This window comes from Streptomyces sp. A2-16 (genome assembly GCF_018128905.1).
Lineage (GTDB): Bacteria > Actinomycetota > Actinomycetes > Streptomycetales > Streptomycetaceae > Streptomyces.
The window spans coordinates 696096-720075 of the sequence record NZ_CP063808.1 but is presented as its reverse complement, the minus strand read 5'-3'; the positions used below and the strand labels follow the sequence as shown (position 1 = coordinate 720075).

The following is a 23980-nucleotide window of genomic DNA, read 5'->3' as shown; positions in this document are numbered from 1 at the left end:
TGGACATGGCCGACCGCTATCTGAGCTTCACCGGAACCGCGCCGGGTCGGTTCCTCACCCGCCGCCTGGGGCTGCCCCAGCCGACGGTGCTGCGCCGCTGGTCACCGGAGACCCCGGAGCTCGAGGGCGGGGTACTGCATCTGACGGCGGGGAAGTCGCTGCTCGCCGGAGCCGACCTCGCCTCCCCCGGGGACACACCCGCCGCGGTCCTCCTCGACGCCACCGGGGTGCGGGACGTCGAGGACCTGGCCGAGGTGCACGCGGCACTGCACCCCGTCGTGCGGTCGGTCGCCGCGAGCGGGCGGGTCGTCGTCCTGGGGGCGCCGCTCTCTTCCGTGGATCACCACCAGGCCGCCGCCCAGCAGGCGCTGGAGGGGTTCACCCGCTCGCTCGGCAAGGAGATCGGGCGGGGCAGAACGGTCAATCTCGTACGGCTGACCGACATGGTCGCGGCCGAGTCGACCCTGCGTTTCCTGCTCTCCCCCAGGTCGGCCTACGTCAGCGGTCAGGTCATCGAGGTCGGGGAGGCCCAGGAGGCCGACGTCGACCGGGACTCCCCGCTCGCCGGGCGGACGGCCCTGGTGACCGGCGGTGCGCGGGGCATCGGCGCGGCGGTCGCCGAGACGCTGGCGAGGGACGGGGCGCGGGTGGTCGTACTCGATGTGCCCGGGGCCTCGGCGGACGCCGAGCGGCTGGCCGAGCGGCTCGGAGGCAGTGCGCTCGCGCTGGACATCACGGCCGCGGACGCGGGCGGGCGGATCGCCGAGGCGCTGCCGGACGGGCTGGACGTGCTGGTCCACAACGCGGGGATCACCCGTGACCGACGGCTGGTCAACATGCCCGCGGACCGCTGGAGTTCGGTGCTCGAGGTGAACCTGGCGAGCGTGCTGCGCACGACGGACGCCCTGCTGGAGTCGGGCACGCTGCGGCGGGGCGGGCGGATCGTCGCCACCGCGTCCATCGCGGGGCTCGCGGGGAACGCCGGGCAGACCAACTACGGCGCGAGCAAGGCCGGAGTCGTCGGGCTGGTGCGCTCCCTGGCGCCCCGGGCGCGGGACCGGTTCGGGGTCACCGTCAACGCGGTCGCCCCGGGGTTCATCGAGACGAGGATGACGGCGGCGATCCCGCTGTTCATCCGCGAGGCCGGGCGGCGGATGAACTCCCTCGGCCAGGGCGGACTGCCCATCGACGTGGCCGAGACGACGGCGTGGCTGGCGCATCCCGCGTCCGGCGCGGTGAACGGCCAGGTCGTCCGGGTGTGCGGCCAGAGCCTGTTGGGGGCGTGATGGAGATACGACCGGACGGCAGGCGGACCGGGGGGCCGGGGGCCGACGGGGGTGACGCGGAAGCGGGGGGCGCCGACGGAGTGCGCGACGAGGTCCGGGGACCCGCCGGAGCGGACCACGAGGCCACGCCCCTCGACGGCCCCGGCGGAGCACACGACGAGGACTCCGTTGCCGGCGACTCCCACGAGGACTCCGCCGACGGCGACTCCCGCGCGAGCTCCACCGGCCGAGGCACCCGCGAGACCCCATCCAGCCGAGGCACTCGCCAAGACCCGTCCGGCCGCCCCTCCCCCTCGCCCGTCGGCGACGGTTCGCGGGTCGTGCTCGGGCGGGTGCCCTCCCTCATCCCCCTCCTCGTCGTGGGCGCCCTGCGTTCCCCCTTCAAGCGGCCCTCGGCCAACGGGGAGTTCCCGAGGACCCGGCTGGTGCTGCCCCGGCTGCGGGTGGACCTGGGGCGGCTGGCCGCCTACGAGCGGGTGTGCGGGTTCCCGACCGGGGAGGACGCGCTGCCGGTGACGTACCCGCATGTGCTGGGCTTTCCCCTGGCCATGAGTCTGATGAGCCGGCGGGACTTCCCGCTGCCGCTGCTCGGGCTCGTGCACACGTCGATCGAGATCACCCGGTACCGGGAGCTGCCGGCCACCGGCGAGTACGAACTCACCGTGTACGTAGACGGCTTGGCGCCGCACCGACGCGGTACGGAGGTCTCCGTGGTCACCGAGCTGCGGGTGGGCGACGACGTCGTATGGGAGTCGGTGAGCACGTATCTGGCCCGGCACCGCACGGAGGGGACCGCAGCGGAGCCGGAGCGGGAGAAGCACGGCCCCTTGCCCGGAGTCGCCGAGTGGCGGCTGGCCGGGGACATCGGACGGCGTTACGCCGCCGCGTCCGGTGACCGCAACCCGATCCACCTGTACCCGCTCACGGCCCGCCTCTTCGGCTTCCCGCGGGCGATCGCGCACGGCATGTGGACGGTGGCCCGCTGCCTCGCGGCCCACGGCACACCTCAAGCGGTGCTGGTGCGGGCCGAGTTCAGGGCGCCGGTACTGCTGCCGGGGACGGTGACGTACGCGGCGGACGGGGAGCGGTTCGAACTGTGCGGCGGGGACCGCGTGCATGTGAGCGGGGGCGTGTACGCGCTGGCCTGAGGTGGGCGCGCCTCGCGGTCAGCCGACTGGCAAGGAGGACGCGGTCAGCCGGCCGCCACGGAGGGCGCGGGCTGCCGGTCCTGAGCGGGTGCGGCCGGGGCGGGCGGGTCCTGGAGGGTCCACGGCCGCCCCTCCATCAGGTTTCCGAGACCGGCCCACGCGAAGTTCATCAGCGTCGCCGCCGACTGCCGCGCCGTCACGCCCGCGGTCGCGTTGGCCCACGCGGCGAGGGACTCGGCGGCGCCGACGAGCGCCTCGGCGAGACCGGCGACCTCACCCTCGGGCAGATCGGGGTCGCGGTGCGCCTCACGGGCCGCGACCACGATCAGGTGGGTCACGAACGCGACGATCTCCTCGCGCATCGCGGTGACCTCGGCGGCGAACGCCTCACCGTGGATACGGGCCTGGAGATGCAGCACGGACCAGCCGTACGGGTGCTGCGAGGTGTGCGTGAAGAAGGCCAGCAGCCCGTCCCAGAGCTGCCGGTCGGCGGGCAGATCGGTCCGCACCCCGGTCCGCACGGCCTCGGTGAGCGCGGCCGCCTCCCGGCGGATGCACGCGGTGAAGAGGTCTTCCTTGGAGTTCAGGTACAGGTAGACCAACGGCTTGGACACACCGGCGAGTTCGGCGATCTCGTCCATCGACGCGGCCATGTACCCGCGCTGGCCGAAGATCTGCACAGCGGCGTCCAGCATCTGCTGCTCCCGCACGGCACGCGGCATCCGCTTGCTCTTCACGACACCCATGCCCAAAGCGTACGGTCACGCGGGCGCCAGGGCGCGGGCGTTGGGCTCAGGATGTCTGCGGGGCCTGGCCCTGGGAGGGAGTGGCCTCGTCCACGGCCTCGTCCTCCTGGCTGCGGTTCGCCTCCAGGTTGGCCTTCATGCGGTCGACGCGCTGGACGACCTGGATGGAGGCGCGGTCGCGCTCCTTGCGCAGGACCACGAAGCTGATGGGGGCCGAGAGCAGCAGGGAGAGCAGGACGATCCACATGCCGTTGGAGTCGCCGAGGCCGCGCGGGGCGAGTCCGGAGTAGACGAGGCCCCAGACGACCACGAGGCAGCCCACGAAGATCCCGAGGCGCATCAGCGTGTAGCGGAGCATGTCAATCCACTCTTCCGGTTCCAAAAAGGGGCACCGTCCAGTGAAGCACGCCGGGCACCCGATCTTCGACGGGGGTCAGGCGAGCGGCAGCAGCATGATCACGTCGTCACGGTCGTCCCCTGGAGCGACCCGTATGGCATCCGGTATGCGGCCGACCTCCTTGTAGCCGCAGGAGCCGTAGAAGCGCTCCAGACCGAGGCCGCCGCGGCAGGTGAGCCGTATCGCCTCGATGCCGTCGATCCCGCGGGCCGCGTCCGCGGCGGCGCCGAGCAGGTCACGGCCGTAGCCCTTGCCCTGGTGACGGGGGTGCACCATCACGGTGTACAGCCAGAGCCAGTGGGTCATCAGCCGGTGCGTGTTGAAGGCGAGGAACACGGCTGCGGCCACCCGGCCCTCGGTGTCCCGTCCCACGAGCAGCCGAGTGCGGCCGTCCGCCATCGCCGCGAAGTGCTTGACCAGCTCGGGGCGGACGGTCTCGCGGTCCACGGGCGGGACGAACCCGACGGCACCGCCCGCGTTGCTGACGTCCGTCCACAGGTCGAGGATGCCGTCCCGCAGTTCGGGCGTCACGGAGGGGTCGAGGGTGAAAGTAAGGGCCACGGGATGATCGTAGCCCTTACATCCCTCGGTCACGGGTGGCTGCTCACACCCGCATCGGCTGCGGTGCCTCCCGGCGTCCCGCGTCCGGGCCGTCGTACTCGCGGATGATCTCGTAGCGCGTGTTGCGCTCCACCGGGCGGAAGCCCGCGTCGCGGATGAGGTCCAGCAGGTCCTCGCGCGTCAGCTTGTTCGGCGTGCCGTAGTTGTCCGCGTCATGGGTGATCTTGTACTCGACCACCGAGCCGTCCATGTCGTCGGCGCCGTGCTGGAGGGCCAGCTGCGCGGTCTGGACGCCGTGCATGACCCAGAAGACCTTGACGTGCGGGACGTTGTCGAAGAGCAGGCGGGAGACCGCGAAGGTCTTCAGCGCCTCGGCGCCGGTCGCCATCTGCGTGCGGGCCTGAAGGCGGTTCCTGACCTTCCCGTCCTTCACGTCCACGAAGTCGTGCTGGTAGCGCAGCGGGATGAAGACCTGGAAGCCGCCGGTCTCGTCCTGGAGCTCACGCAGCCGCAGGACGTGGTCCACGCGGTGGCGGGGTTCCTCGATGTGGCCGTACAGCATGGTGCTCGGGGTCTTCAGACCCTTCTCGTGCGCCAGGCGGTGGATCCGGGACCAGTCCTCCCAGTGGGTGCGGTGGTCCACGATGTGCTGGCGGACCTCCCAGTCGAAGATCTCCGCGCCGCCGCCGGTGAGGGACTCCAGGCCCGCGTCGATCAGCTCGTCGAGGATCTCGGAGGCGGACATCCCGGAGATCGTCTCGAAGTGGTGGATCTCCGTCGCCGTGAAGGCCTTCAGCGAGACGTTCGGGAGGGCCGCCTTGAGCTCCCGCAGCGAGCGCGGGTAGTAGCGCCACGGCAGGTTCGGGTGCAGTCCGTTGACGATGTGCAGCTCGGTGAGATTCTCGCCCTCCATCGCCTTGGCGAGCTTCACCGCCTCCTCGATGCGCATCGTGTACGCGTCCTTCTCGCCCGGCTTGCGCTGGAAGGAGCAGTAGGCGCAGGACGCCGTGCACACGTTGGTCATGTTGAGGTGCCGGTTGACGTTGAAGTGGACGACGTCGCCGTTCTTCCGCGTCCGCACCTCGTGCGCGAGGCCGCCGAGCCAGGCCAGGTCGTCCGACTCGTACAGCGCGATGCCGTCCTCGCGGGTCAGCCGTTCACCGGCCCGGACCTTCTCCTCCAGCTCGCGCTTGAGCCCGACGTCCATGGGGGTCACACCTTTCTCCGACGACTCCGACAACCGTACGTCCTTGCCCCTACGCCTCTTCGGGCAGCTCTCCGACCCGGTTCTCCCACTTCGTGGAGAGCACGATCGTGGTACGGGTCCGGGAGACCCCCTCGGTCCCGGACAGCCGCCGGATGATCTTCTCCAGGCCGTCGACGTCCGAGGCCCGGACCTTCAGCATGTACGAGTCGTCGCCCGCGATGAACCAGCAGTCCTCGATCTCGGTGAGGTCCCGCAGCCGGCGTGCCACGTCCTCGTGGTCGACCGCGTCGGACAGCGAGATGCCGATCAGCGCGGTGACGCCGAGGCCGAGCGAGGCGGCGTCGACGGTGGCGCGATAGCCGGTGATGACCCCGGCCGCCTCCAGCCGGTTGATGCGGTCGGTGACGCTGGGTCCCGACAGACCGACGAGGCGCCCCAGCTCCGCGTAGGAGGCCCGGCCGTTCTCCCTCAGGGCCTGGATGAGCTGCCTGTCCACCGCGTCCATGCGATCGAAGCCTTCCGCTGAGAAGTTCCCGAAGTGATGAGAGGTACTGCCGCTTGCTCTGATGACCCGCTTGCTCCCGTGACCCGCCGGCTTTGCTGCCCGCCGGCCCCGGTGACCCGCATGCCCTAGTGACCCGACGTGCCGCCGCCCAGTTCGCCCTGCCAGCGCCGGTACAGGCCGTGTCCCACGCCCGCCGCGTCCAGCACCCGTCCGGCGACGAAGTCCACCAGGTCCTGGATGTGGGTGGCGCCCGCGTAGAAGCCCGGCGAGGCCGGGACCACGCTCGCGCCGGCATCGTCGAGCGCGACGAGGTGCCGGAGGGTCTGGCCGTTCAGGGGGGTCTCCCGCACGGCCACGACCAGCGGCCGCCGCTCCTTCAGCGTCACGCTCGCGGCCCGCTGCAACAGGTCCTTGGACAGCCCGAGGGCGACACCGGCGACACAGGCGGTGGAGGCGGGGACGATCAGCATCCCCTTGCTCGGATACGACCCCGAGGACGGCCCCGCGGCCAGGTCCCCGGCGTTCCAGTACCGCACGGCGGCGATGTCCGCCTCGAAGGTGCCGGGCTTGCCGTCCGCTCCACGGGCCAGCCATTCCCGCAGGTCCTCGCGCCAGTGCGCGTCCCGGAACGAGATCCCCGTCTCGTCCAGGAGGGTGAGCCGCGAGGCGCGGGAGACCACCAGGTCGACGCTCTCGCCGGCGGCGAGCAGCGCGCGCAGCACGGACGCGGCATACGGGGTGCCGGAGGCGCCGGACACCCCTACGATCCAAGGCGTACGCCGCGTCTCTCCTGGCTTGACTGGGTTCACACCCCCGAGCCTATCCGGCGACGCAGGGTGGGAACCGGCCAAGGGGGTCCGGTCGTTCCCCGTGAGGGGATGAGTGAGTGCTGGGGGTTGCCATGGTCGGCAAGGAACTCGAGTGGTCGCGCGGTGATCGTGCGAAGGCGGCGGCCAAGCTGATGGTGGGCTGGGTCGCCCTGCTGTGGCTGCTGGAAGTGGTGGACGTGGCGAGCGGCCACGCTCTCGACAGCCTCGGCATCACACCCCGCACCCCGTCCGAGCTGGTCGACGTCGTGCCGGCCGCGTTCATCCACTTCGGCTTCGCCCATGTCGCCGCGAACAGCGTCCCGCTGCTGGTCATGGGCTTCCTGGCGGCCCTGGGCGGCCTCCGCCGGTTCGCCGCCGTCTGCGCCCTGATCATCGTCGCCGACGGCCTGGGCGTCTGGCTCATCGCCCCGGCCCACACCAACACGGCGGGCGCGTCGGGCCTGATCTTCGGCCTGTTCGGCTACTTGGTGGTGAGCGGCTTCGTGGAGCGCCGCCCGCTGGGGGTGCTGGTGGGTCTGCTGGTCGGTGCCGTCTGGGGCACGTCGATACTCATGGGCCTGGCGCCCACGCAGTCGGGCGTCAGCTGGCAGGGGCACCTGCTGGGCCTGGTGGCGGGAGTGGCGACGGCGTTCGTGTTCAAGCGCCGGACGCCCGAACCCGCCTAGCGGCGCGGGGCCGTGTCAGACCGTCAGTCCCCGCACCAGCAGATCCAGCAAGGCGCACACGAACAGGGCAATGCCGATGAACCCGTTGACGCTGAAGAACGCCCGGTTCAGCCGGGACAGGTCATGCGGCCGCACGATCGAGTGCTCGTACACGAACGCACCCGCGACGATCATCAGGCCCACCCAGAAGAACCCACCGGCCTCGGTGGCGACGGCGTACCAGACGAGGAGCGACGTGGTCAGGAAGTGACAGACCCGCGCCCCCCAAATCGCCGCCGGGATCCCGAAGCGAGCCGGTACCGACATCACGCCGATCTTCCGGTCCGTCTCCACGTCCTGGCAGGCGTAGATCAGGTCGAACCCGCCGATCCAGATGCCGACGGCGAGACCGAGGATCACCGCGTCCCAGGACCACTCCCCGGTGATCGCGAGCCAGCCGCCCACCGGCCCCATGGCCTGGGCGAGGCCGAGGATGGCCTGCGGGAAGTTCGTGAACCGCTTGCCGTACGGGTAGACCACCATCGGGATCACCGCGACGGGAGCCAGCGCCAGGCACAGCGGGTTCAGCAGCGCCGCCGAGCCGAGGAAGACCACGACGGCGACCAGCGCCCCGGTCCAGGCGTGCTTCACCGACATCGCCCCGGTGACGAGCTCCCGCTGCGCCGTCCGGGGGTTCCGCGCGTCGATCTCCCGGTCGATGATCCGGTTGACCGCCATCGCGAAGGTCCGCAGTCCCACCATGCAGATCGTCACCAGGAGCAGCCGCCCCCAGTGGATGTTCTTGTCCCACTCGTACATCGCGGTCAGCGCGGCGATGTAGGCGAAGGGCAGCGCGAAGACCGAGTGCTCGATCATCACGAGGCGCAGGAAGCCCTTCACCTTCCCGGTCGGCTGCGACGCCGGGCCCGGGCCCACGACCCCGTCGGCGGTGGTCATCATGCGAGGCTCCCGAGGAAGGCGTCGAGGTCGGTCAGGAGTGCGGCGGAGGGCAGCGGTCCCGTCTCCACGGTCACCGGTTTCCCGGAGTCGTCGGGCGGGGTCACGTGCGCGGTGAAGGCGTATCCGTCCGGGCCGGCCGGAGAGGCGTCCAGTCGCAGCGCCGCTCCGCCGTCGACCGTGAACGGACCGTCCGCCGCGGCGAGTCCCGCGCGCAGCCGCTCCGCGAAGTCGGCGGGTTCCGCGTCGCGCACCCCGGGCAGCTCGAAGCCGTCGCCGTCGCCGCCGTGCTCGTAGAGAACCGCCCAGGTGTCACCGGGGCCGACGAGCTCCTCCGGTGTGACGCCCGCCTGTTCGGCGGCCCGGCGGACGCCCGGGTCGGCCGGATCCAGAGCGGGCCGCACCAGCGCCACGTAGTCGGTGTCGGTGCCGACGAACAGGGCCGGGCCGCCCACGGCGATGGGGCTCACAGTCCGTACTCCTTCCACCGGCGGTCGACCTTCGCCGCCGTCTCCGGGTCGGACAGCACCATGTCGGGCCAGCCGCCGTCCCGTGTGTAGCCCTCCTCGGGCCACTTCTTCGTCGCGTCGATACCCGCCTTGCCGCCCCAGAACTGCTGGTAGGAGGCATGGTCGAGGTGATCGACCGGTCCCTCGACGACCGAGAGGTCACGGGCGTAGTCCGTGTTGCCCAGTGCCCGCCAGGCGACCTCGTGCAGATCGTGGACGTCGCAGTCGGCGTCGACGACCACGATCAGTTTGGTCAGCGACATCATGTGTGCCCCCCACACCGCGTGCATCACCTTCTGCGCGTGCTTCGGGTACTTCTTGTCGATCGAGACGATCGCGCAGTTGTGGAAGCCGCCCGCCTCGGGCAGGTGGTAGTCCACGATGTCGGGGACGATGATCTTCAGCAGGGGGAGGAAGAAGCGCTCCGTCGCACGGCCCAGCGGACCGTCCTCCGTCGGGGGGCGGCCCACGACGATTGACTGGAGCAGCGGCCGCTTCCGCATGGTCACGCAGTCGATCTTCAGCGCCGGGAACGGCTCCTGCGGGGTGTAGAAGCCGGTGTGGTCCCCGAAGGGCCCCTCCGGCAGCATCTCCCCGGGCTCCAGCCAGCCCTCGATGACCACCTCGGCCTGCGCCGGGACCTGGAGCGGGACCGTCTTGCAGTCCACCATCTCGATCCGCTTGCCCGCGATGAACCCGGCGAAGAGGTACTCGTCGATGTCGCCGGGGAGCGGGGCCGTGGAGGCGTAGGTGACCGCGGGCGGGCAGCCGAAGGCGATCGCGACCGGGAGGCGCTCACCACGCCGGGCGGCGACCTGGTAGTGGTTGCGGCTGTCCTTGTGGATCTGCCAGTGCATGCCGATCGTGCGCTTGTCGTGGCGCTGGAGGCGGTACAGACCGAGGTTGCGGATCCCGGACTCCGGGTCCTTGGTGTGGGTCAGGCCCAGGTTGAAGAAGGACCCGCCGTCCTGCGGCCAGGTGAACAGGGCCGGGAGCTGGTCCAGATCGACGTCGTCCCCGGTGAGGACGACCTCCTGGACGGGGGCGTCCCCGGACTTCACCTTCTTCGGCGGCACGTGCGTCATCGCGCCGAGCTTCCCGAACGCCTCGCGCACACCCACGAAGCCGTGCGGCAGCTCGGGACGCAGCAGCCCGCCGATCTTCTCGGAGATCTCGCCGTACGACTTCAGGCCCAGGGCCTTGAGCAGTCGCCGGTCGGTCCCGAAGACGTTCATGGCGAGCGGCATCGCGGACCCGCGGACGTTCTCGAAGAGCAGCGCGGGACCGCCCGCCTTCTGCACCCGGTCGACGATCTCCCCGACCTCGAGATACGGGTCGACCTCGGCCTTGATCCGCTTGAGGTCTCCCTCGCGTTCCAGTGCCCTGAGCAGGGAGCGAAGATCGTCGTAAGCCATGGGGTCCAGTATCCCCGAGCCGCTACCCTGAGCCCGTCAGGGGCCTGTCACAGGCTCCACACAACGTTCCCTGGGGGCCAAACCGCATGTTCCGGCTGCTGATGTACCTGATCCCGCTGGCGCTGACGATCTACGCGTTCATCGACTGCCTCAACACCCCCGAGGACGAGGCGAAGCACCTCCCCAAGATCGCCTGGGTCTTCATCATCCTGCTGTTCTGGATCGTCGGCCCGGTCGCCTGGCTCGCCGCGGGCAAGCTGCGCACCCCGCCGGCGAACGGCCGCACCCCCTCCGAGTGGCACCGCAACCACCGCACGGAGTACGTCGCCCCCGACGACAACCCCGAGTTCCTGAACTCCCTCAAGGCCGAGAACAAAAAGGACGAGGCCCTGCTGAAGGACTGGGAGGCCGACCTGCGCCGCCGCGAGGAGGAGCTGAAGCGACGCGAGGCCGGCGAGGACCCCAAGGACGCCTCCTGACAAGGTGTACGTCGGCGGGCCCCCCGAAACGGACAATGCGCCCCTGGGCGCAGGCCGGTACGGACCGGACACTTACCTCGCATGACGACAGCTCCCGCCGACTCCGCCGGCACCCTCGCTCCCGCATACGGTGACAAGGTCATCGCCGTCGAGGCGGCGGGCTCGGAACCCATCCCCGAGTCCGAACGCCACGGCGGCCCGCTCCAGCTGCTGTGGACCTGGGCCTCCCCCAACATCGAGTTCGCCACGGTCTTCATCGGGGTGATCGCGGTCCTCTTCTTCGGCCTGAGCTTCTGGCAGGCCACGGCCGCGATCGTGCTCGGCACCGCCCTCGGCGCGATCACCCAGGGTGTCCTGTCCCTGGACGGGCCCCGGTTCGGGGTGCCGCAGATGGTGATCGGCCGCCTCTCCTTCGGGCACCGCGGCAACATCCTGCCCGCCGCGGCCAACGGCCTGGTGGCGGGTGTCGGCTGGTTCGCGGTGAACAGCGTCAGCGCGGCCTTCGCGCTCAACACGCTGACCGGGCTGCGGCCGCTGCCGTCCCTCCTCCTCGTGGTGGCCGCCGAGATCCTGATCGGCTTCATCGGCCACAACTTCGTCCACGTCTTCGAGAAGTACGCCTTCCCCGCCCTCGCGGTGATCTTCCTGCTGGCCGGGGTGTGGACCTTCAAGGACGCCGACCTCGGCGGGGGCGGCACGGGCGGCGGCATCGGCGGTTTCCTGCTCGCGTTCAGCGCGGCCTGGGGATACGCGGCGGGCTGGAACCCGTACGCCTCGGACTACTCGCGCTATCTCCCCCGTACGGCGAACAGGGCCAGGACGGTCCTGTACCCGGCGCTCGGCCTGTTCCTGTCGGTCACAGTGGTCGCGGTGATCGGCGCGGCCTCGGCGACCATCGTGGCCCCGAAGGACGCGACCCCGACGGCGGCCTTCACCGGCCACCTCCCCGGATGGCTGGGCGACCTGGTCCTGATCGCGATCATCCTGGGAGCGGTCTCGGCCAACGCCCTCAACGTGTACTCCGGCGCGATCTCCATCGCCTCCTTCGGCCTGAACCTGCCCGCCTGGCTGAGCCGGAGCGTGCTGGTCGTGGTGTCAGGGGTCGCGGGCACGGCGGCGGCGTGGGCCTCGCTCTCCGACGCGGGGGCGGCCTACGAGGCGTTCCTGCTGGTGATCGCGTACTGGGTGGCGCCCTGGCTGGGTGTCGTCCTGGTGGAGCGGTGGCTGCGGAGGAGCGTGCCTCAGGAGCGGTCGGCGGCCCTTCTGACCGACCGCACGTTCACCAACCTGCCGGGACTGGCAGCCCTGTTGATCGGCGTCGCGGTGTCCGTGCCGCTCTTCTCCAACCAGGAGGACTACGTGGGCTATGTGCCGGAGCACTGGCCGTCGTTCGGCGACATCACCCCCGTGGTCGGCTTCGCGGTGAGCGCGGTGCTGTACGCGGCGCTGCGCAGGCGGTCTCCGGTGGAGTGAGGGGTCAGCCCTCCTTCGCCGGGTCGCTCCCGTACAACTCCGAGGCGGTGACCGCCTGTCGGGCCGTGCAGGATTTCTGTTCGGCGGCCGGGGCGGTCCACAGGGGGATCAGGTCGGCGTCGGCGGACATGCGCAGGTAGTGGCAGACGCCGTTGACGCGCAGGGCGGCGGCGTACACGCCGTCGCCCGCGGCCTCGCCGGAGACGTCGGTCACCGTGTCCTTGGCGGCGACCAGGCGCTTGTCGTGCAGGAACCGCGTGGCACCCGCGGCGGTGTGGTCGTAGCCGGAGACCGACATCGCGCGGTAGTCGCTCGCGGTGTCGGGCTGCCGGGCGAGCAGTCCGCCCAACTGGGCGGCGAGACTGCCGGGTTCGCCGTCGGTCCGGCCGGTCGGGCAGGTGATGCCGGTGTCCCGCACGCTGTGGGTGCCGCGGGCGAAGGAGATGCGGTAGCAGCGGACGGGGTAGGCGTCGGCGTCGACGGCTGCCCCGGTGGGCGGTTCGAGGCCGAGCATCACCTCGGCCGTGTGGTTCAGGCCCGCGGACCGGACGCTCAACAGCGCCCCGCCGTGCGCCTCGACCCGGGCGACGAGCGTGCCCTCGGTGAAGGGCCCGCCGTAGGTGCCGCCGCCCGCCGAGTAGAAGCCCGCGTTGAGGTCCTTGCGCAGGTCCTGGACGATCGCGGCGGCCTGCGCGTCGACGGCCGAGGTGTCCGGGGCGGTGAGCCACTGGTGTCCCAGGGTGCCGCCCACTCCCGCGGCCCCGGCGACCAGCGCCGTCACCGGATACGACAGCCCCCGCAGGACGCTGCGCTTGCTCATGTCTCCCCCAGCTCCGAACCGCCCCCGGAAGGAAGGCCGTCGCACTGTATCCCCCGTGCGCGTGCCCTTCTCAGCCGACCGTGATCGAGTCCAGCTTGGCCCTCAGGTACACGTGGGAGTCGACGGGTTCGTACGCCACCCGCCCGACCGGTGCCGGGACGGACTCGACGGTCGTGCCGGGCGTGCACTCGCCGAAGTAGACCAGGGACATCAGTTCCTCGGCGGGCTCGTCCGCCGGCGGCGGCAGCACCCGGTGCCGTCCGGACCGCCAGCGGTCACCGGTCCAACGGGCCATCAGGTCACCGATGTTGATGGTGAAGGCCGCGGGGTCGAAGGGGGCGTCCTCCCAGCCGCCCTCGTCCGTGAAGACCTGGAGCCCGCCCTTGCCGGCCTGCCGGTCGAGGATCGTGACCGTGCCGAAGTCGGTGTGCGGGCCGATGCGGAACTGGCCGGGTTGCGGCTCGCCGGTCACCTCGGTCCCCGGATACCAGTTGATGTTGAAGCCGTACGTCGGATGATCCATGTGCCGGGAGAAGAAGTCGTCCTCGAGCCCCAGGGCCGTACCGAGCAGGGAGAGCAGCCGCTTCTCCAGCTCGCCCATCCGCGCCAGGTACTCCTCGCACAGCGTCCTGAGCTCCGGCACCTCGGCGGGCCAGACGTTCGGTGCGTACCACTCGGCGTTGACGACCGGGTCCTCGAAGGGCTCGTGGGTGGCGAAGGTCAGCGACTCCTTCAGGTCGGGCGGGGTCTCGGTGCCCTCCGAGTAGCCGTTGGCCTCGGCGCCGGGTCCCAGCCAGCCGCGGCCGCCGACCTTCGCCTCGTAGGCCCGCTTCGTCTCCGCGGGCAGCCGGAAGAAGGTCCGCGCCGCCTCCCGGATGCCCGCGCGCAGGGCGGGGTCGACACCGTGCCCGGTGACCAGGAAGAACCCCGCGGTCTGCAGGGCCTCGTCGAGCGTGCGGGCGACGGCGGCGCGGGCGTCGGGGTCCCCGGAGAGCCAGGGCCCGAGGTCGATGGTCGGAATACGGGGCTGGGGGGTGTCACTCACCGATGTCCTCATTCCACAGTGCCGGGTTCTTCTCGATGAAGTCGGTCATCATCCGGACGCACTCGGGGTCGTCGAGCAGCACGATCTCCACACCGTGCTCGGCCAGCCAGTCGTGGCCGCCGTGGAAGGTGGCGGCCTCACCGATCACCACGCGCGAGATGCCGAACTGGCGGACCAGGCCCGAGCAGTACCAGCACGGGGAGAGCGTGGTCACCATGGTCGTACCCCGGTACGACCGCTGCCGCCCCGCCGCCCGGAAGGCGGCCGTCTCCGCGTGCATGGAGGGGTCGTCGTCCTGGACGCGCCGGTTGTGGCCGCGCCCGAGCAGGGTGCCGTCGGCGCCGTAGAGCGCTGCCCCGATGGGGATGCCACCCGCGGCGAGCCCGGTGCGGGCCTCCTCGACGGCGGTGGCGAGCCACCGGTGTGCCTGTGCCTGATCCATGTCTCTCACTCTCCTGTGGCCGAAACACGAGGGCAACGTGCGGAAAGTACTCTCCCGGCAGCCCACAGCCGGACGAACTGTCGGGAGGCGCGCATGCCCGCACTCACCCTTCGCGAGATCCTCGCCCTCGATCCCGTGCGCGCTGCCGAGCCCGAGCTGCTGGCCGGACACACCGCCCTGGACCGTCCGGTCCGCTGGGTCCATTCCAGCGAGGTGTACGAGGGCGCGAACTTCCTGGACGGGGGCGAGCTCCTGCTCACCAACGGTTTCGGGCTGACCGACCCGGACGAGGAGACCCGCCGGCGTTACGTCCGGGAGCTGGCCGCCCGGGGCGCCGCCGGGCTGGCCGTGGAGGTCGGCCGGTCCCTGCCGGTCATGCCCGCCGAGGTGGTCGACGAGGCCCGCCGCCGTGGGCTGCCGCTGCTGGCGATGCACCGGGTCGTGCCCTTCGTACGGATCACGGAGGCCGCCAACCGGGCGATCGTGGCCCGTGGGCTGTCGGGCCGTTCGGTGGTACGGCCGTGGGGTGACGACCACACGGCGGCCCTGCTCGCCGACCTCGCCGACCGGGCGGCGCTGAACCAGCCGGAGGTGGAGGCGCGGGCGGCGCTCGCGGGCTTCCACCCCGGCCCCGGCGCTCGTCTGATCGGGGTGTCCCTGCACGGCACGCGGGAGGTGAGCGCGGTCGACCGCGTGCTGCGGCCGCTGGGCGGGGCGGGGGTGCTGCGGGCCGCGTTCCCCGGGGACGTCCTGGCCCTGCTGTCCCTGCCCGGAGGGCGCACCGGTGACCCGGTGAAGGCCGTCCAGGAGGCCTTCCGCACGACGGCGTCCCCCGGACTCACGGTCGCCGTGGGCCACGCGGTGAGCGGGAGCGACGGCTGGCTGCGCTGGAGCGACACGCTGCGGGCGGCCCGGACGACGCTGGAACTGGCGCTGACCGTGCCGGCGGCCGAACCGGCCGGTCCACAGGGCCCGTTGGTGACGTCGTCCAGGGCCCTGGCGCTGGAGCGGGAGCTGACCCGGGGTGGGGTGGACGCCAACCGGGACCGCCTCGCGGCCCTGGTCCAGCACACCCTGGGCCCGTTGCTGACCTGGGAGGCGTCCCACTCCAGCGAGCTGGTCCGCACCCTGGAGACCCACTTGCGAAACGGCTGCTCCCCGACCCGCACGGCCGCCCTGCTCCACATCGGCCGCCAGTCGCTGTACCAGCGCCTGGAGCGCATCGAGTCCTTGCTGGGCCTGGACATAGACGATCCGGACCTGCTGGGCGAGCTGCTGACGGCAACCTGCGCGCACCGGGTCGTGCAGGGCCCCGCGGGGGCGCGGGACCGTCACCCGTACGACTCCGCCGCGCGGGAACGACCGGCCACCGCGCTCCCGCACCCGGCCTACCCGCGAACCGCCTAGCGCAATGTCACCGGACTCGTCCCGTTGAATGGCGCGTAACACGTCACCGTGGACGGTGTCCGCAGCCCGTCCTCCTCAGCGAACACCTTCCGCACGGCCTCGAAGGACACCTCCCCGCTCACCACGGGCGCCACCCGGTCGTACAACTCCCGTGCGCTCGGCGGCAACGGCGTCCCCGGCTCCCCGTCGTCCGCACCCCACACGTCCCACAGCAGGGTCTCCACCTTGTTCAGGGCGGCGAGGTCGAGCCGGATGTTCCCCGCCACGAACCGCTCCCCGAAGAACGGTCCCTCCGTGGGCGGATGCAGCCCGAAGGCCGCCTCGTCCGCCCCTTCCTCCCGGATCGCCCGCCATGCCTCGCCGGCGACGAGGAAACGTGACCGGGGGACGTCCATCGGGTCGAAGTCCACCGGCCAGGCGGCGGTGATCACGGGGTCGGCCAGCTGTGCGTCCGCCAGCAGCCAGCCGCGTTCCCCGTCCCAGTACTCGGTGACCACGTGGTCGTGGTGGAAGCCGTCCGTCCCGAAGTAGTCGGCGAACCCGGACCGCAGCCGGGCCGGGACGCCGGCATGGCGCAGGAGCGAGACGTGCAGCAGGGTGAAGTCGCGGCAGATCCCGACGAACCGGTCGCCGGGCTCGCGCCGCACGGTCAGCGGGGCGTCGTTCCGGTCGACGACGATCCGCAGGATGTCGTCGATGTAGCGGGACTCCGCGTCGTTGTGGAGCCGGTCGGTCGGATGCGTGTGCCCGAAGAGGTCGCCCTCCAGCCGATGGATCATCACATCCCGTACGACACGCGCCAGTCGAGCCGGATCACGCGGCAACCCGGCGTAGTGAGCGGCGAGTTCACCCGGGTCGGAGAACACGCTCTGCTCGGCGTAGAAGGAGAGGGACACGAAGGGCCTCCCGAAAGGCGTCATCGACCACGTGTTCGATTGCGGGCCGGCGCACCCCACCGTGTCAAAATTCCCGGCGAAATGTCCAGGAGGTGGGCGACGAGCGGACTCTCGAACGGCCCCATGTCGACACTTTCGTAACCCAACGGACACCACGCGATCTAGTCCGAACCAACTCCCCCTCCTTACCCTGGGGTTGATACACAGCGCGCATGGGGGGAATGCGGGTGCACAGACAGCTGCACGGGCGCGGGGCGCTGTTCGACACGGAACCGGCGGGTCTCGCGCCCCGGCTCGTGGGACTGCGACCGCACCAGCACCGGGCCATCGCGGTCGAGCATCCGCAGGAACTCCCCTTCGTGGTGCTCACCGGCGCGCGCGGCACGGGCAAGAGCGCCCTGCTCCGCGAAGCGCGGGACGCCTACAAGGGGCACACCCCGGTCGCCCTGATCGACTGCGAGGCCGCCGAGTTCGCGGCACCGCCCGCGGGACGGGACGCCGAGTCCTGGTCGCCGGTGTCGCAGGCCCTGCTGGTGATCGCCGAGCAGCTCGCGGAGCCGGTGACCGGCGCGGGGCGGATCACCTTCCCACGGCTGATGTCGGGCCTGGTCGCGGTCGCCGCCGGAGGGTGGCGGGACGCCGACTCGGAGCGGATCAGGCGCGAGGTCGAGCGGATCCTGCTGCTCAACGAGAGCGGCTCCTGGATCGCCGGGTTCGCGGGGCGCTGGGCCGGAAAGGTCGCCGCCAACGTCACCGCGGCCGCCACCGGCACCGGGCCACTGCTGTCCTCGGCCATCGAGGCGACCCTGGAGTCCATCTCCGACAGTTTCGTCCACCGCCGCCGGCAGCGCGCCGCGACCTGGTGGCGGGACTACCCCAACGCGAGCCGCAACGCCCGGCGCGGACTCATGCTGCTGTCCGGGCACTTCAGGGCCGGCGGCACCTCCCGCGAACACGCCGAGCGGTACCTGGTCCGCGCGTCGCTCGCCGACCTCACCGACGCCTACACCGGTGTGCTGCCCCGCATGCAGCGCCTGGGCCGCCCCCTCGTCCTCGTCGACAACGCGCAGTCCGCGCCCGGCCCCGGACTCACCGACCCCGTCCTGCGCGACCGCTCCGAGGGCATCGCCGACCATGTCGTCTTCCTCACCGCGCTGCGCGGCTCCGGCCGCCCCGCCCTGCGCAACGCCGTACGGCGCACCCTGCCCGAACTCGCCCGGCGCACCGACTGGACGCCCGACCCCGCGTCCCCCTCCTCCCGGGCCCTGCTGGTCTCCCTGCCGCCGCTGACCGCCGACGACACCCTGCACATCGTCGACGAGCACCGGGTGCCGCCCGGGCTCCCGCACGCCGTCCACCGGTTGACCGGCGGCAACCCGCTCGGCATCACCCTGCTCACCGCGTCCGCCGCACAGAACGGCACGGCGTCCCTCGGTGAACTGCTCACCTCGGACGTACGGCTGCACGAGGACCGCGACGGCAGGCCCACCTACGTCGAACTCCTGGACCGGCTCGTGCCCGCCGACCGGCTGGAGGAGCTGACGGTGCTGGCCGCCGCCCACGACCACGACTCCGCCACCGCGCTCGCCGAGGCGCTCCTGCCCGACGACTTCGGTCCGGCCGACGTACGGGCCCTGCAGACCCGGCTCGTCCAGGAGGGGCTGCCGGAGGTGCCGGGCCGGTTCGTCGGCGACCCCTTCGTGCGGACGCTGCTGCTGCTCCGGCTGCACCACCGCTCCGCCGACCACGGGCGCTGGCGCGAGGCGCACGAGACGCTGATCGCGCACTACGCGCCCACCGACCCGGCCGAGGCCCACGCCCGCTACCGGCTGCACCACGAACTCGCCCTGGGCACCACCGAGTCGGCCGTCGCCCATCTGCGCGACACCTTCACCTGCCTGGACACCCGCATCTGGCTGCGCACCCTGCGCTTCGTCGCCTCGGCCCCCTACTTCCACGCCCACGACGCCGAGGGCCACGACTTCGCCGCCCGCGACGACCGGCGCGCGGCGATCGCGCTCGGCCACACCGACGCCGTGCACCGGGTGCCGGACTCCGTCGACCACGCGGTCGCCGCACTGCATCTGCGGATACGCCGGCTGCTGCACGCCGTGTGGCAGCTCACCGACCCGCTCGCGCTGCCCGACCCGAGGGTGTGCGACCGGCTGCGCTTCGAGCTGGAGCAGCTGTCCAACCTGCGTCCGGCCGGCAACGCCCTGCTGTGGCGGGCCTCGCGGGACTGGCCCGAGGACGCCCTCGCGGGGCGCCCGCTCAGGGTCCCGGACGGCAACGACGACGACAGCGGCGACGGCGAGGGGGAGGCGTGATGGCCGGCAGAGGCTTCGGTACCTGGCTGCGGGAGGGCGTGTGGGAGATCCCGCTGCGCCGGTACCTCGCGATCGTGCTCGGCGTGGTGGTGACGGCGGGTCTGGTCGTCGCCGTCCGCGCCCTCGCCCACGACGACCGCTCCTGTGCGGCCGGCGTCGTCAGACCGGAGGGCAGCGACGAGTGCGTCGGCGTCTCGGCGACCGGCTACGACTGGGGCCGGGCCCCGCTGCGGCCGGTGGTCCGGGCGATCGACCGGGAGAACCGGTCCATCAAGGGCCCGTACGTCACCGTCGCCCTCCTCGAGCCCTTCACCGCGACCGACGCCGACAACCTCGGGGACGTCCTGCACGAGCTCCAGGGCGCGTATCTCGCGCAGTACCAGGCCAACCACCAGTCCAACGGGACCGTCCCGGCGATCCGGCTGGTGCTCGCCAACCCCGGTGCCACCGGCGCCCACTGGGAGCACACCGTCGAGCAGCTGGAGGGCATGACCGGCGGGAAGGACAGGCTGCGGGCGGTCGCCGGGGTCGGGCTGAGCACCGCCAACAACAAGCGGGCCGTCGCCGCGCTCACCGCCCGTGGGATCGCGGTGATCGGCACCTCCATCACCGCCGACAACCTCGCCAACGGGCAGAACGGCAAGGACCCCTTCCCCGGCCTCGCCCGGGTCGCCCCCACCAACACCGACGAGGCCCGCGCGCTCACCTCCTTCGCCAAGGTCGCGGCCGACAAGGCGGTCCTCGTCTACGACCAGAAGGCGGACGACCGGGACGACGGCGACCCCTACTCGCTGACCCTCCAGCGCTCCTTCGAGAAGCTGCTCAAGGGCTCGCCGTACGCCCCCTGGTCGTTCAACCCGCCCGACGACCGCAGCCTGGAGGGCAGTACCGCCAACGACTTCGAGCAGATCACCCACCTGGTCTGCGACACGGATGCCGGCACCGACACCATCCTGTTCGCCGGACGCCACACCCAGCTGCGCCAGTTCATCAACGCGCTCGGCGAACGCGGCTGCCAGAAGCGGAGGTTCACCCTGCTCACCGGCGACGAGGCGTCCTACCTCACCGGCGACAAGGACCTGAACCGGGACGCCCTGAACCGCAACCTCACCGTCCGCTACACCGCGCTGGCCCACCCGGACGCCTGGACCGACTCCCCGCCCGCGACCGGGGGTTCGACGGCGGACGCCAAGGTCCTCCAGGAGCTGGTGGCGGCGGGCCAGGGCGACAAGGTGGGCCCCATCGGCGACGTCGACCTGGAGGACGGCCAGCTGATCATCGCCTACGACGCGATGCGGCTGACGTACCAGGGCATCCGGTTCGCCAAGGGCCCCAAGGACATCCCCACCCTCGAAGAGGTCCGCAACGAGTGGCGGCTCATCAAGGGCACCCAGCAGCGGGTCAACGGCGCGAGCGGCTGGATCTGCCTCGACAACCACGGCAACCCGTACGACAAGGCCGTACCGATCGTGGAACTGACCCCGCAGGGCACCGCCCGCTTCGTGCGGATCGCCTGGCCGGAGGGGAAGCCGCCGGCGAAGGAATGCCTGCCCCCGTCGTAGCGCGTCGTACCGGCCGGTCACACACCGTGACTGCCAGGATCGCCCTCATGAACAGCAAGACCTTCTTGAGACTGGCGCTCTGCGCGGTGAGCGCCCTGGCGATGACGATCTCGGGGGCCACGGCCGCCTCCGCCGGGGCGACCGGGTGCAACCAGCGCACCTGTGTGATCGTCGACGGCGCCGGACTGCGCGTGGAGACCGTCGCGGCGGCGACCACCTGGAACGGCGACTTCTCCGGCCACTTCCACATCTGGGGCGGCGGGATCGACACCAACAGCGCGACGCAGTTCTGGGGCTACCACCAGAAGTTCACCGTGCCGGTCCACCGCGACCTGCCCAACGGCGCGGTGCTGTGCGCGGAGGGCTGGGAGCACACGAGCACCGGCCTGGAGTCCCGCGGCCGCGCGTGCGCGGAGGTGCACTTCTAGAAAGAGAAGGTGCACTTCCAGAGAGAAGAGAAGGGCCCCGAACCGGGGCCCTTCCGTCCGTGTCGCTCCGCTACACGCCCGCGTAGGAGTGCTTGCCGGAGACGAAGATGTTGACGCCGTAGTAGTTGAACAGCCAGCAGCCGAAGGCGAGCATCGCCAGGTAGGCGGCCTTGCGGCCCTTCCAGCCGGCGGTGGCGCGGGCGTGCAGGTAGCAGGCGTAGGCGACCCAGGTGATGAACGACCAGGTCTCCTTGGGGTCCCAGCCCCAGTAGCGGCCCCACGCGTCACCGGCCCAGATGGCGCCCGCGATGATCGTGAACGTCCACAGCGGGAAGACGGCCGCGTTGACGCGGTAGGCGAACTTGTCGAGGCTCGCGGAGGCCGGCAGCCGGTCGAGGACGGAGTTCGCGAACCTGCCGGGGGTGCCGCCGGACGCGATCTTGTTCTCGTAGCTGTCCTTGAAGAGGTACAGGATCGTGGCGACCGCGCCCACGTAGAACACCGCGCCGCAGAAGATCGCGGTGGAGACGTGGATGTACAGCCAGTACGAATGGAGGGCGGGAACCAACTGGTCGCTGGCGGTGTACAGGACGGTGACGGCGAGGCCGAGATCGAGGAGGACCGTGGTCACCAGGAACAGCCCGAGCCAGCGCACGTTCTTCTTCAGGGCCAGCAGCCCCAGGTACACGGCGACGGCCACCGTGGAGAAGGTGATGTTGAACTCGTACATGTTGCCCCAGGGCGCCCGCTCCACCGAGGCCGCGCGGGCGATGACCCCGGCGAGCTCGACCAGGAAGGCGAGCACCGTCAGGGAGATGGCGATACGCCCGTAGAGGTCGCCCTGCTCGTCCCCGCCGTGCGCCCCGGGTCCGTCGGGCACGTCGCGCGCGCCCGCTGCCGACCGCACCACGACCTGCGGCCGCTCCAGTACGGCGGTGCTGCCGCCCTGGTTCACGGTGACGGCCGGGGCGTTCGCCTTCTTGGTGTCGGCCGTGAGCGCGGCGGCGGTGCGGCCGACCTTGCTGCGGCTGCCGAAGAGCCATTCGGCGATGTATGCGAAGAAGGCCAGGGTGTAGACGGCCATCGACGAGTAGATCAGCGTGTTGCTGATGTTGGCGAGGTGCTCGTTGGTCGCGGTGGCCAACTCGGTTGCGGCGGCGAGAGTCACTTCTCAGCCCCTTCGGAGGGTGCTTCTTGGGGTTCGGGGGTGGGGTGCGGGGTGGTGTCCTCGGTCGACTCGGCCGGGGTCTGGTCGTACAGGATCCCTGCCAGTTCGCCCAGCTCCTCCGGCACCTTCGCCGATTCGCTGCGGCCCAGGCCGGCCATCTCCACGACCGTGATCCCGTCGGCGCCGCGCACCGCCCGTACCCACACCCGGCGGCGCTGGATGAACAGGGACGCGGCGAGGCCGAAGATCGCGGTGAGGGCGCCGGCGAGGGCCCAGCCACTGGCGGGCTGCTGGACGACCTGGAAGTTCGCCCACTGCTTGGTGCCCTCGTAGGTGACCGAACCGGCGCCGTTCGGGAGCTTCATGGTCTCGCCCGGCTTCAGGTTCTCCCTGAGCTCCTTGCCCTTGGCGTCCTTGAAGTCCTTCACATGCGACTTGTCGAGCTGGTACACGCTCTGCGGGATGCCCGAGTCGACGCCGAGGTCACCGTGGTACGGCGTGAGGTTGAGCACCGGGTTGTTGAGCGCGGGGAAGGTGGAGGCCGTCTCGCTGCCGACGGTGTAGGTCGGCAGGAAGAAGGCCGAGATGCCCAGCTGCTCGCTGACGCCCTTGGCGTTCTTGTAGCCGTCGAGGACCTTGATGACACCGGTGGAGGTGACGTTGGAGTCGAGCGGCAGCATCGCGACCGCGTCGTGGAAGACGACGTTGCCCTTGCCGTCCCGGACCGTGATGAGGGGGGCGTAGCCGTGGGCCGTGAGGTAGACCTTCGCGTCGCCGATCTCCAGCGGCTCGTTGACCTTGACGAGGGTCTTGTGGTCCTTGCCGTAGGCGCCCTCGCTGTAGGTGATGGCGGCCTGGTAGAGGCGCGGAGTGCCCTTGTTGGGGCCGCTGGTCTCGTAGGTGCCGGTGAACTTGTTCAGCGTGAAGCTGAGCGGCACCAGATCGCCGGTGTCGAAGAGGTTCCCGGACTTGAAGTCGTCGTACTGGGTGAGGGTGTTGGAGAAGCCGTCGCCCTCGACGACGAGCTTGTTGCCCTCGGACTTGAAGAGCTGCCCCCAGGCGAAGGCGGTCAGCATCACGATCAGCGCGATGTGGAAGGCGAGGTTGCCGACCTCGCGCAGATAGCCCTTCTCGCCGGCGACGTTGTCCCCGGTGAGGTGGGCGCGGAAGCGCTTCTTCCGCAGCAGGGCGAGCGCGGCCTCGCGGACCTGCTCGGGCTCGGCCGTGGTGCGCCAGGTGGTGTAGGCGGGCAGCCGGGTCAGCCGCTTCGGGGCGCCCGGCGGACGGCTGCGCAGCTGGCCCACGAACTGCCAGGTGCGGGGCACGATGCAGCCGATGAGGGAGACGAACAGCAGGATGTAGATCGCGGAGAACCACACCGAGCTGTAGACGTGGAAGAGGCCGAGCTTGTCGTAGACGTCCCCGAGGGTGGGGTTGTTCTTGACGAAGTCGGCGACCTTCGTGGCGTCGGTCCCGGTCTGCGGGATCAGCGAGCCGGGGATCGCGCCGAGCGCCACCAGCAGGAGCAGCAGCAGCGCGACCCGCATGGAGGTCAGCTGGCGCCAGAACCAGCGGGCCCAGCCGATCACCCCCAGCGAGGGAAGGTTGGGCGGGCCCTCGACCGGCGCGGTGGACAGCTGGGAGCCGGCGGCGCCGAGATCCTGGTCGCCGGCGGAGGCGTCCGCGGCGCCGGAGGCGTCGGAGGCGGCGGGCGTGGTCTTGCTCATG

The 23980-nt window shown here is 71.3% G+C and carries 24 protein-coding genes; 9 read left to right on the top strand and 15 right to left on the bottom strand.

What is annotated here, in order from left to right; all coding sequences use genetic code 11:
- Window positions 1–5: 5 nt before the first annotated feature.
- Together IOD14_RS03445 and IOD14_RS03440 are read left to right on the top strand one after the other, a co-directional pair.
- Entirely contained in the window at window positions 6–1286 is a 1281-nt protein-coding gene (locus IOD14_RS03445; protein ID WP_212669619.1) for a 3-oxoacyl-ACP reductase, read from the top strand.
- 320 nt (window positions 1287–1606) lie between these two features.
- Entirely contained in the window at window positions 1607–2434 is an 828-nt protein-coding gene (locus IOD14_RS03440; RefSeq protein ID WP_212673191.1) for a MaoC/PaaZ C-terminal domain-containing protein, read from the top strand.
- A 44-nt stretch (window positions 2435–2478) separates the two neighbouring features.
- On the opposite strand, the gene IOD14_RS03435 is transcribed toward IOD14_RS03440, so the two are convergent.
- The 6 genes from IOD14_RS03435 to IOD14_RS03410 form a co-directional block, all read right to left on the bottom strand.
- Complete coding sequence (locus IOD14_RS03435; protein WP_123990988.1) at window positions 2479–3180, bottom strand: TetR/AcrR family transcriptional regulator; 702 nt, start codon at window positions 3178–3180, stop codon at window positions 2479–2481.
- Window positions 3181–3226: 46 nt separating this feature from the next.
- The gene (locus IOD14_RS03430) at window positions 3227–3538 is read right to left on the bottom strand and encodes a DUF4229 domain-containing protein (protein WP_123990987.1); all 312 of its coding nucleotides are present in this window, start codon (window positions 3536–3538) and stop codon (window positions 3227–3229) included.
- Between the two features lie 75 nt (window positions 3539–3613).
- Window positions 3614–4138: a GNAT family N-acetyltransferase gene (locus tag IOD14_RS03425; RefSeq protein ID WP_123990986.1), complete on the bottom strand. Its 525-nt coding sequence runs from the start codon at window positions 4136–4138 to the stop codon at window positions 3614–3616.
- A gap of 43 nt (window positions 4139–4181) precedes the next feature.
- On the bottom strand, window positions 4182–5345 hold the full coding sequence (gene mqnE / locus IOD14_RS03420; RefSeq protein WP_123990985.1) for an aminofutalosine synthase MqnE: 1164 nt from the start codon (window positions 5343–5345) through the stop codon (window positions 4182–4184).
- Window positions 5346–5394: 49 nt separating this feature from the next.
- Window positions 5395–5850, bottom strand: coding sequence for an Lrp/AsnC family transcriptional regulator (locus IOD14_RS03415; RefSeq protein ID WP_123990984.1), 456 nt, complete (start codon window positions 5848–5850; stop codon window positions 5395–5397).
- A 125-nt stretch (window positions 5851–5975) separates the two neighbouring features.
- Window positions 5976–6659: a UbiX family flavin prenyltransferase gene (locus IOD14_RS03410; protein ID WP_123990983.1), complete on the bottom strand. Its 684-nt coding sequence runs from the start codon at window positions 6657–6659 to the stop codon at window positions 5976–5978.
- A gap of 92 nt (window positions 6660–6751) precedes the next feature.
- On the opposite strand from IOD14_RS03410, the gene IOD14_RS03405 reads away from it, so the two are divergent.
- Complete coding sequence (locus IOD14_RS03405; protein WP_212673190.1) at window positions 6752–7345, top strand: rhomboid family intramembrane serine protease; 594 nt, start codon at window positions 6752–6754, stop codon at window positions 7343–7345.
- A 15-nt stretch (window positions 7346–7360) separates the two neighbouring features.
- Here the strand turns inward: IOD14_RS03405 and mqnP are convergent, their stop codons facing one another.
- From mqnP to IOD14_RS03390, 3 genes are read right to left on the bottom strand one after another with little or no spacing between them, the layout of a single operon-like run.
- Window positions 7361–8281, bottom strand: a complete 921-nt coding sequence (gene mqnP / locus IOD14_RS03400; protein ID WP_212673189.1) for a menaquinone biosynthesis prenyltransferase MqnP — start codon at window positions 8279–8281, stop codon at window positions 7361–7363.
- A complete protein-coding gene (locus tag IOD14_RS03395; RefSeq protein ID WP_123990982.1) occupies window positions 8281–8751 on the bottom strand; it encodes a hypothetical protein in 471 nt (156 codons plus the stop codon). Before IOD14_RS03395 ends, mqnP begins: the two co-directional genes overlap by 1 nt.
- Entirely contained in the window at window positions 8748–10205 is a 1458-nt protein-coding gene (locus IOD14_RS03390; RefSeq protein WP_123990981.1) for a menaquinone biosynthesis decarboxylase, read from the bottom strand. Before IOD14_RS03390 ends, IOD14_RS03395 begins: the two co-directional genes overlap by 4 nt.
- 86 nt (window positions 10206–10291) lie before the next feature.
- On the opposite strand from IOD14_RS03390, the gene IOD14_RS03385 reads away from it, so the two are divergent.
- Together IOD14_RS03385 and IOD14_RS03380 are read left to right on the top strand one after the other, a co-directional pair.
- Window positions 10292–10684: a PLD nuclease N-terminal domain-containing protein gene (locus IOD14_RS03385; RefSeq protein ID WP_123990980.1), complete on the top strand. Its 393-nt coding sequence runs from the start codon at window positions 10292–10294 to the stop codon at window positions 10682–10684.
- Window positions 10685–10765: 81 nt separating this feature from the next.
- Window positions 10766–12157 (top strand): cytosine permease, encoded by a 1392-nt coding sequence (locus IOD14_RS03380; RefSeq protein ID WP_212669618.1) that lies wholly within the window; start codon window positions 10766–10768, stop codon window positions 12155–12157.
- A 4-nt stretch (window positions 12158–12161) separates the two neighbouring features.
- Here IOD14_RS03380 and IOD14_RS03375 read toward each other — a convergent pair whose 3' ends face one another.
- From IOD14_RS03375 to IOD14_RS03365, 3 genes are all read right to left on the bottom strand, one after another.
- Complete coding sequence (locus tag IOD14_RS03375) at window positions 12162–12977, bottom strand: hypothetical protein (RefSeq protein ID WP_123990978.1); 816 nt, start codon at window positions 12975–12977, stop codon at window positions 12162–12164.
- Between the two features lie 70 nt (window positions 12978–13047).
- Window positions 13048–14022, bottom strand: a complete 975-nt coding sequence (locus tag IOD14_RS03370; protein ID WP_123990977.1) for a 2-oxoglutarate and iron-dependent oxygenase domain-containing protein — start codon at window positions 14020–14022, stop codon at window positions 13048–13050.
- Window positions 14015–14464: a nucleoside deaminase gene (locus IOD14_RS03365; protein ID WP_174269202.1), complete on the bottom strand. Its 450-nt coding sequence runs from the start codon at window positions 14462–14464 to the stop codon at window positions 14015–14017. Before IOD14_RS03365 ends, IOD14_RS03370 begins: the two co-directional genes overlap by 8 nt.
- 93 nt (window positions 14465–14557) lie before the next feature.
- Between IOD14_RS03365 and IOD14_RS03360 the strand changes: the two genes are divergently transcribed.
- Entirely contained in the window at window positions 14558–15871 is a 1314-nt protein-coding gene (locus IOD14_RS03360; protein ID WP_212669617.1) for a PucR family transcriptional regulator, read from the top strand.
- On the opposite strand, the gene IOD14_RS03355 is transcribed toward IOD14_RS03360, so the two are convergent.
- On the bottom strand, window positions 15868–16767 hold the full coding sequence (locus IOD14_RS03355) for a transglutaminase domain-containing protein (protein WP_249125815.1): 900 nt from the start codon (window positions 16765–16767) through the stop codon (window positions 15868–15870). The genes IOD14_RS03360 and IOD14_RS03355 overlap by 4 nt on opposite strands.
- A 221-nt stretch (window positions 16768–16988) precedes the next feature.
- Here IOD14_RS03355 and IOD14_RS03350 point away from each other — a divergent pair, with 221 nt between their 5' ends.
- The 3 genes from IOD14_RS03350 to IOD14_RS03340 are packed head-to-tail and all read left to right on the top strand — an operon-like array spanning window position 16989 to window position 21084.
- Window positions 16989–19094, top strand: coding sequence for a hypothetical protein (locus IOD14_RS03350; protein ID WP_212673188.1), 2106 nt, complete (start codon window positions 16989–16991; stop codon window positions 19092–19094).
- On the top strand, window positions 19094–20656 hold the full coding sequence (locus tag IOD14_RS03345) for an ABC transporter substrate-binding protein (protein ID WP_212669615.1): 1563 nt from the start codon (window positions 19094–19096) through the stop codon (window positions 20654–20656). Before IOD14_RS03350 ends, IOD14_RS03345 begins: the two co-directional genes overlap by 1 nt.
- 47 nt (window positions 20657–20703) lie before the next feature.
- Window positions 20704–21084 (top strand): hypothetical protein, encoded by a 381-nt coding sequence (locus IOD14_RS03340; RefSeq protein WP_123990972.1) that lies wholly within the window; start codon window positions 20704–20706, stop codon window positions 21082–21084.
- A gap of 70 nt (window positions 21085–21154) precedes the next feature.
- Here IOD14_RS03340 and ccsB read toward each other — a convergent pair whose 3' ends face one another.
- Complete coding sequence (ccsB, locus tag IOD14_RS03335; RefSeq protein ID WP_123990971.1) at window positions 21155–22252, bottom strand: c-type cytochrome biogenesis protein CcsB; 1098 nt, start codon at window positions 22250–22252, stop codon at window positions 21155–21157.
- Window positions 22249–23979: a cytochrome c biogenesis protein ResB gene (locus IOD14_RS03330; protein WP_123990970.1), complete on the bottom strand. Its 1731-nt coding sequence runs from the start codon at window positions 23977–23979 to the stop codon at window positions 22249–22251. Before IOD14_RS03330 ends, ccsB begins: the two co-directional genes overlap by 4 nt.
- Between the last annotated feature and the right edge of the window lies 1 nt (window position 23980).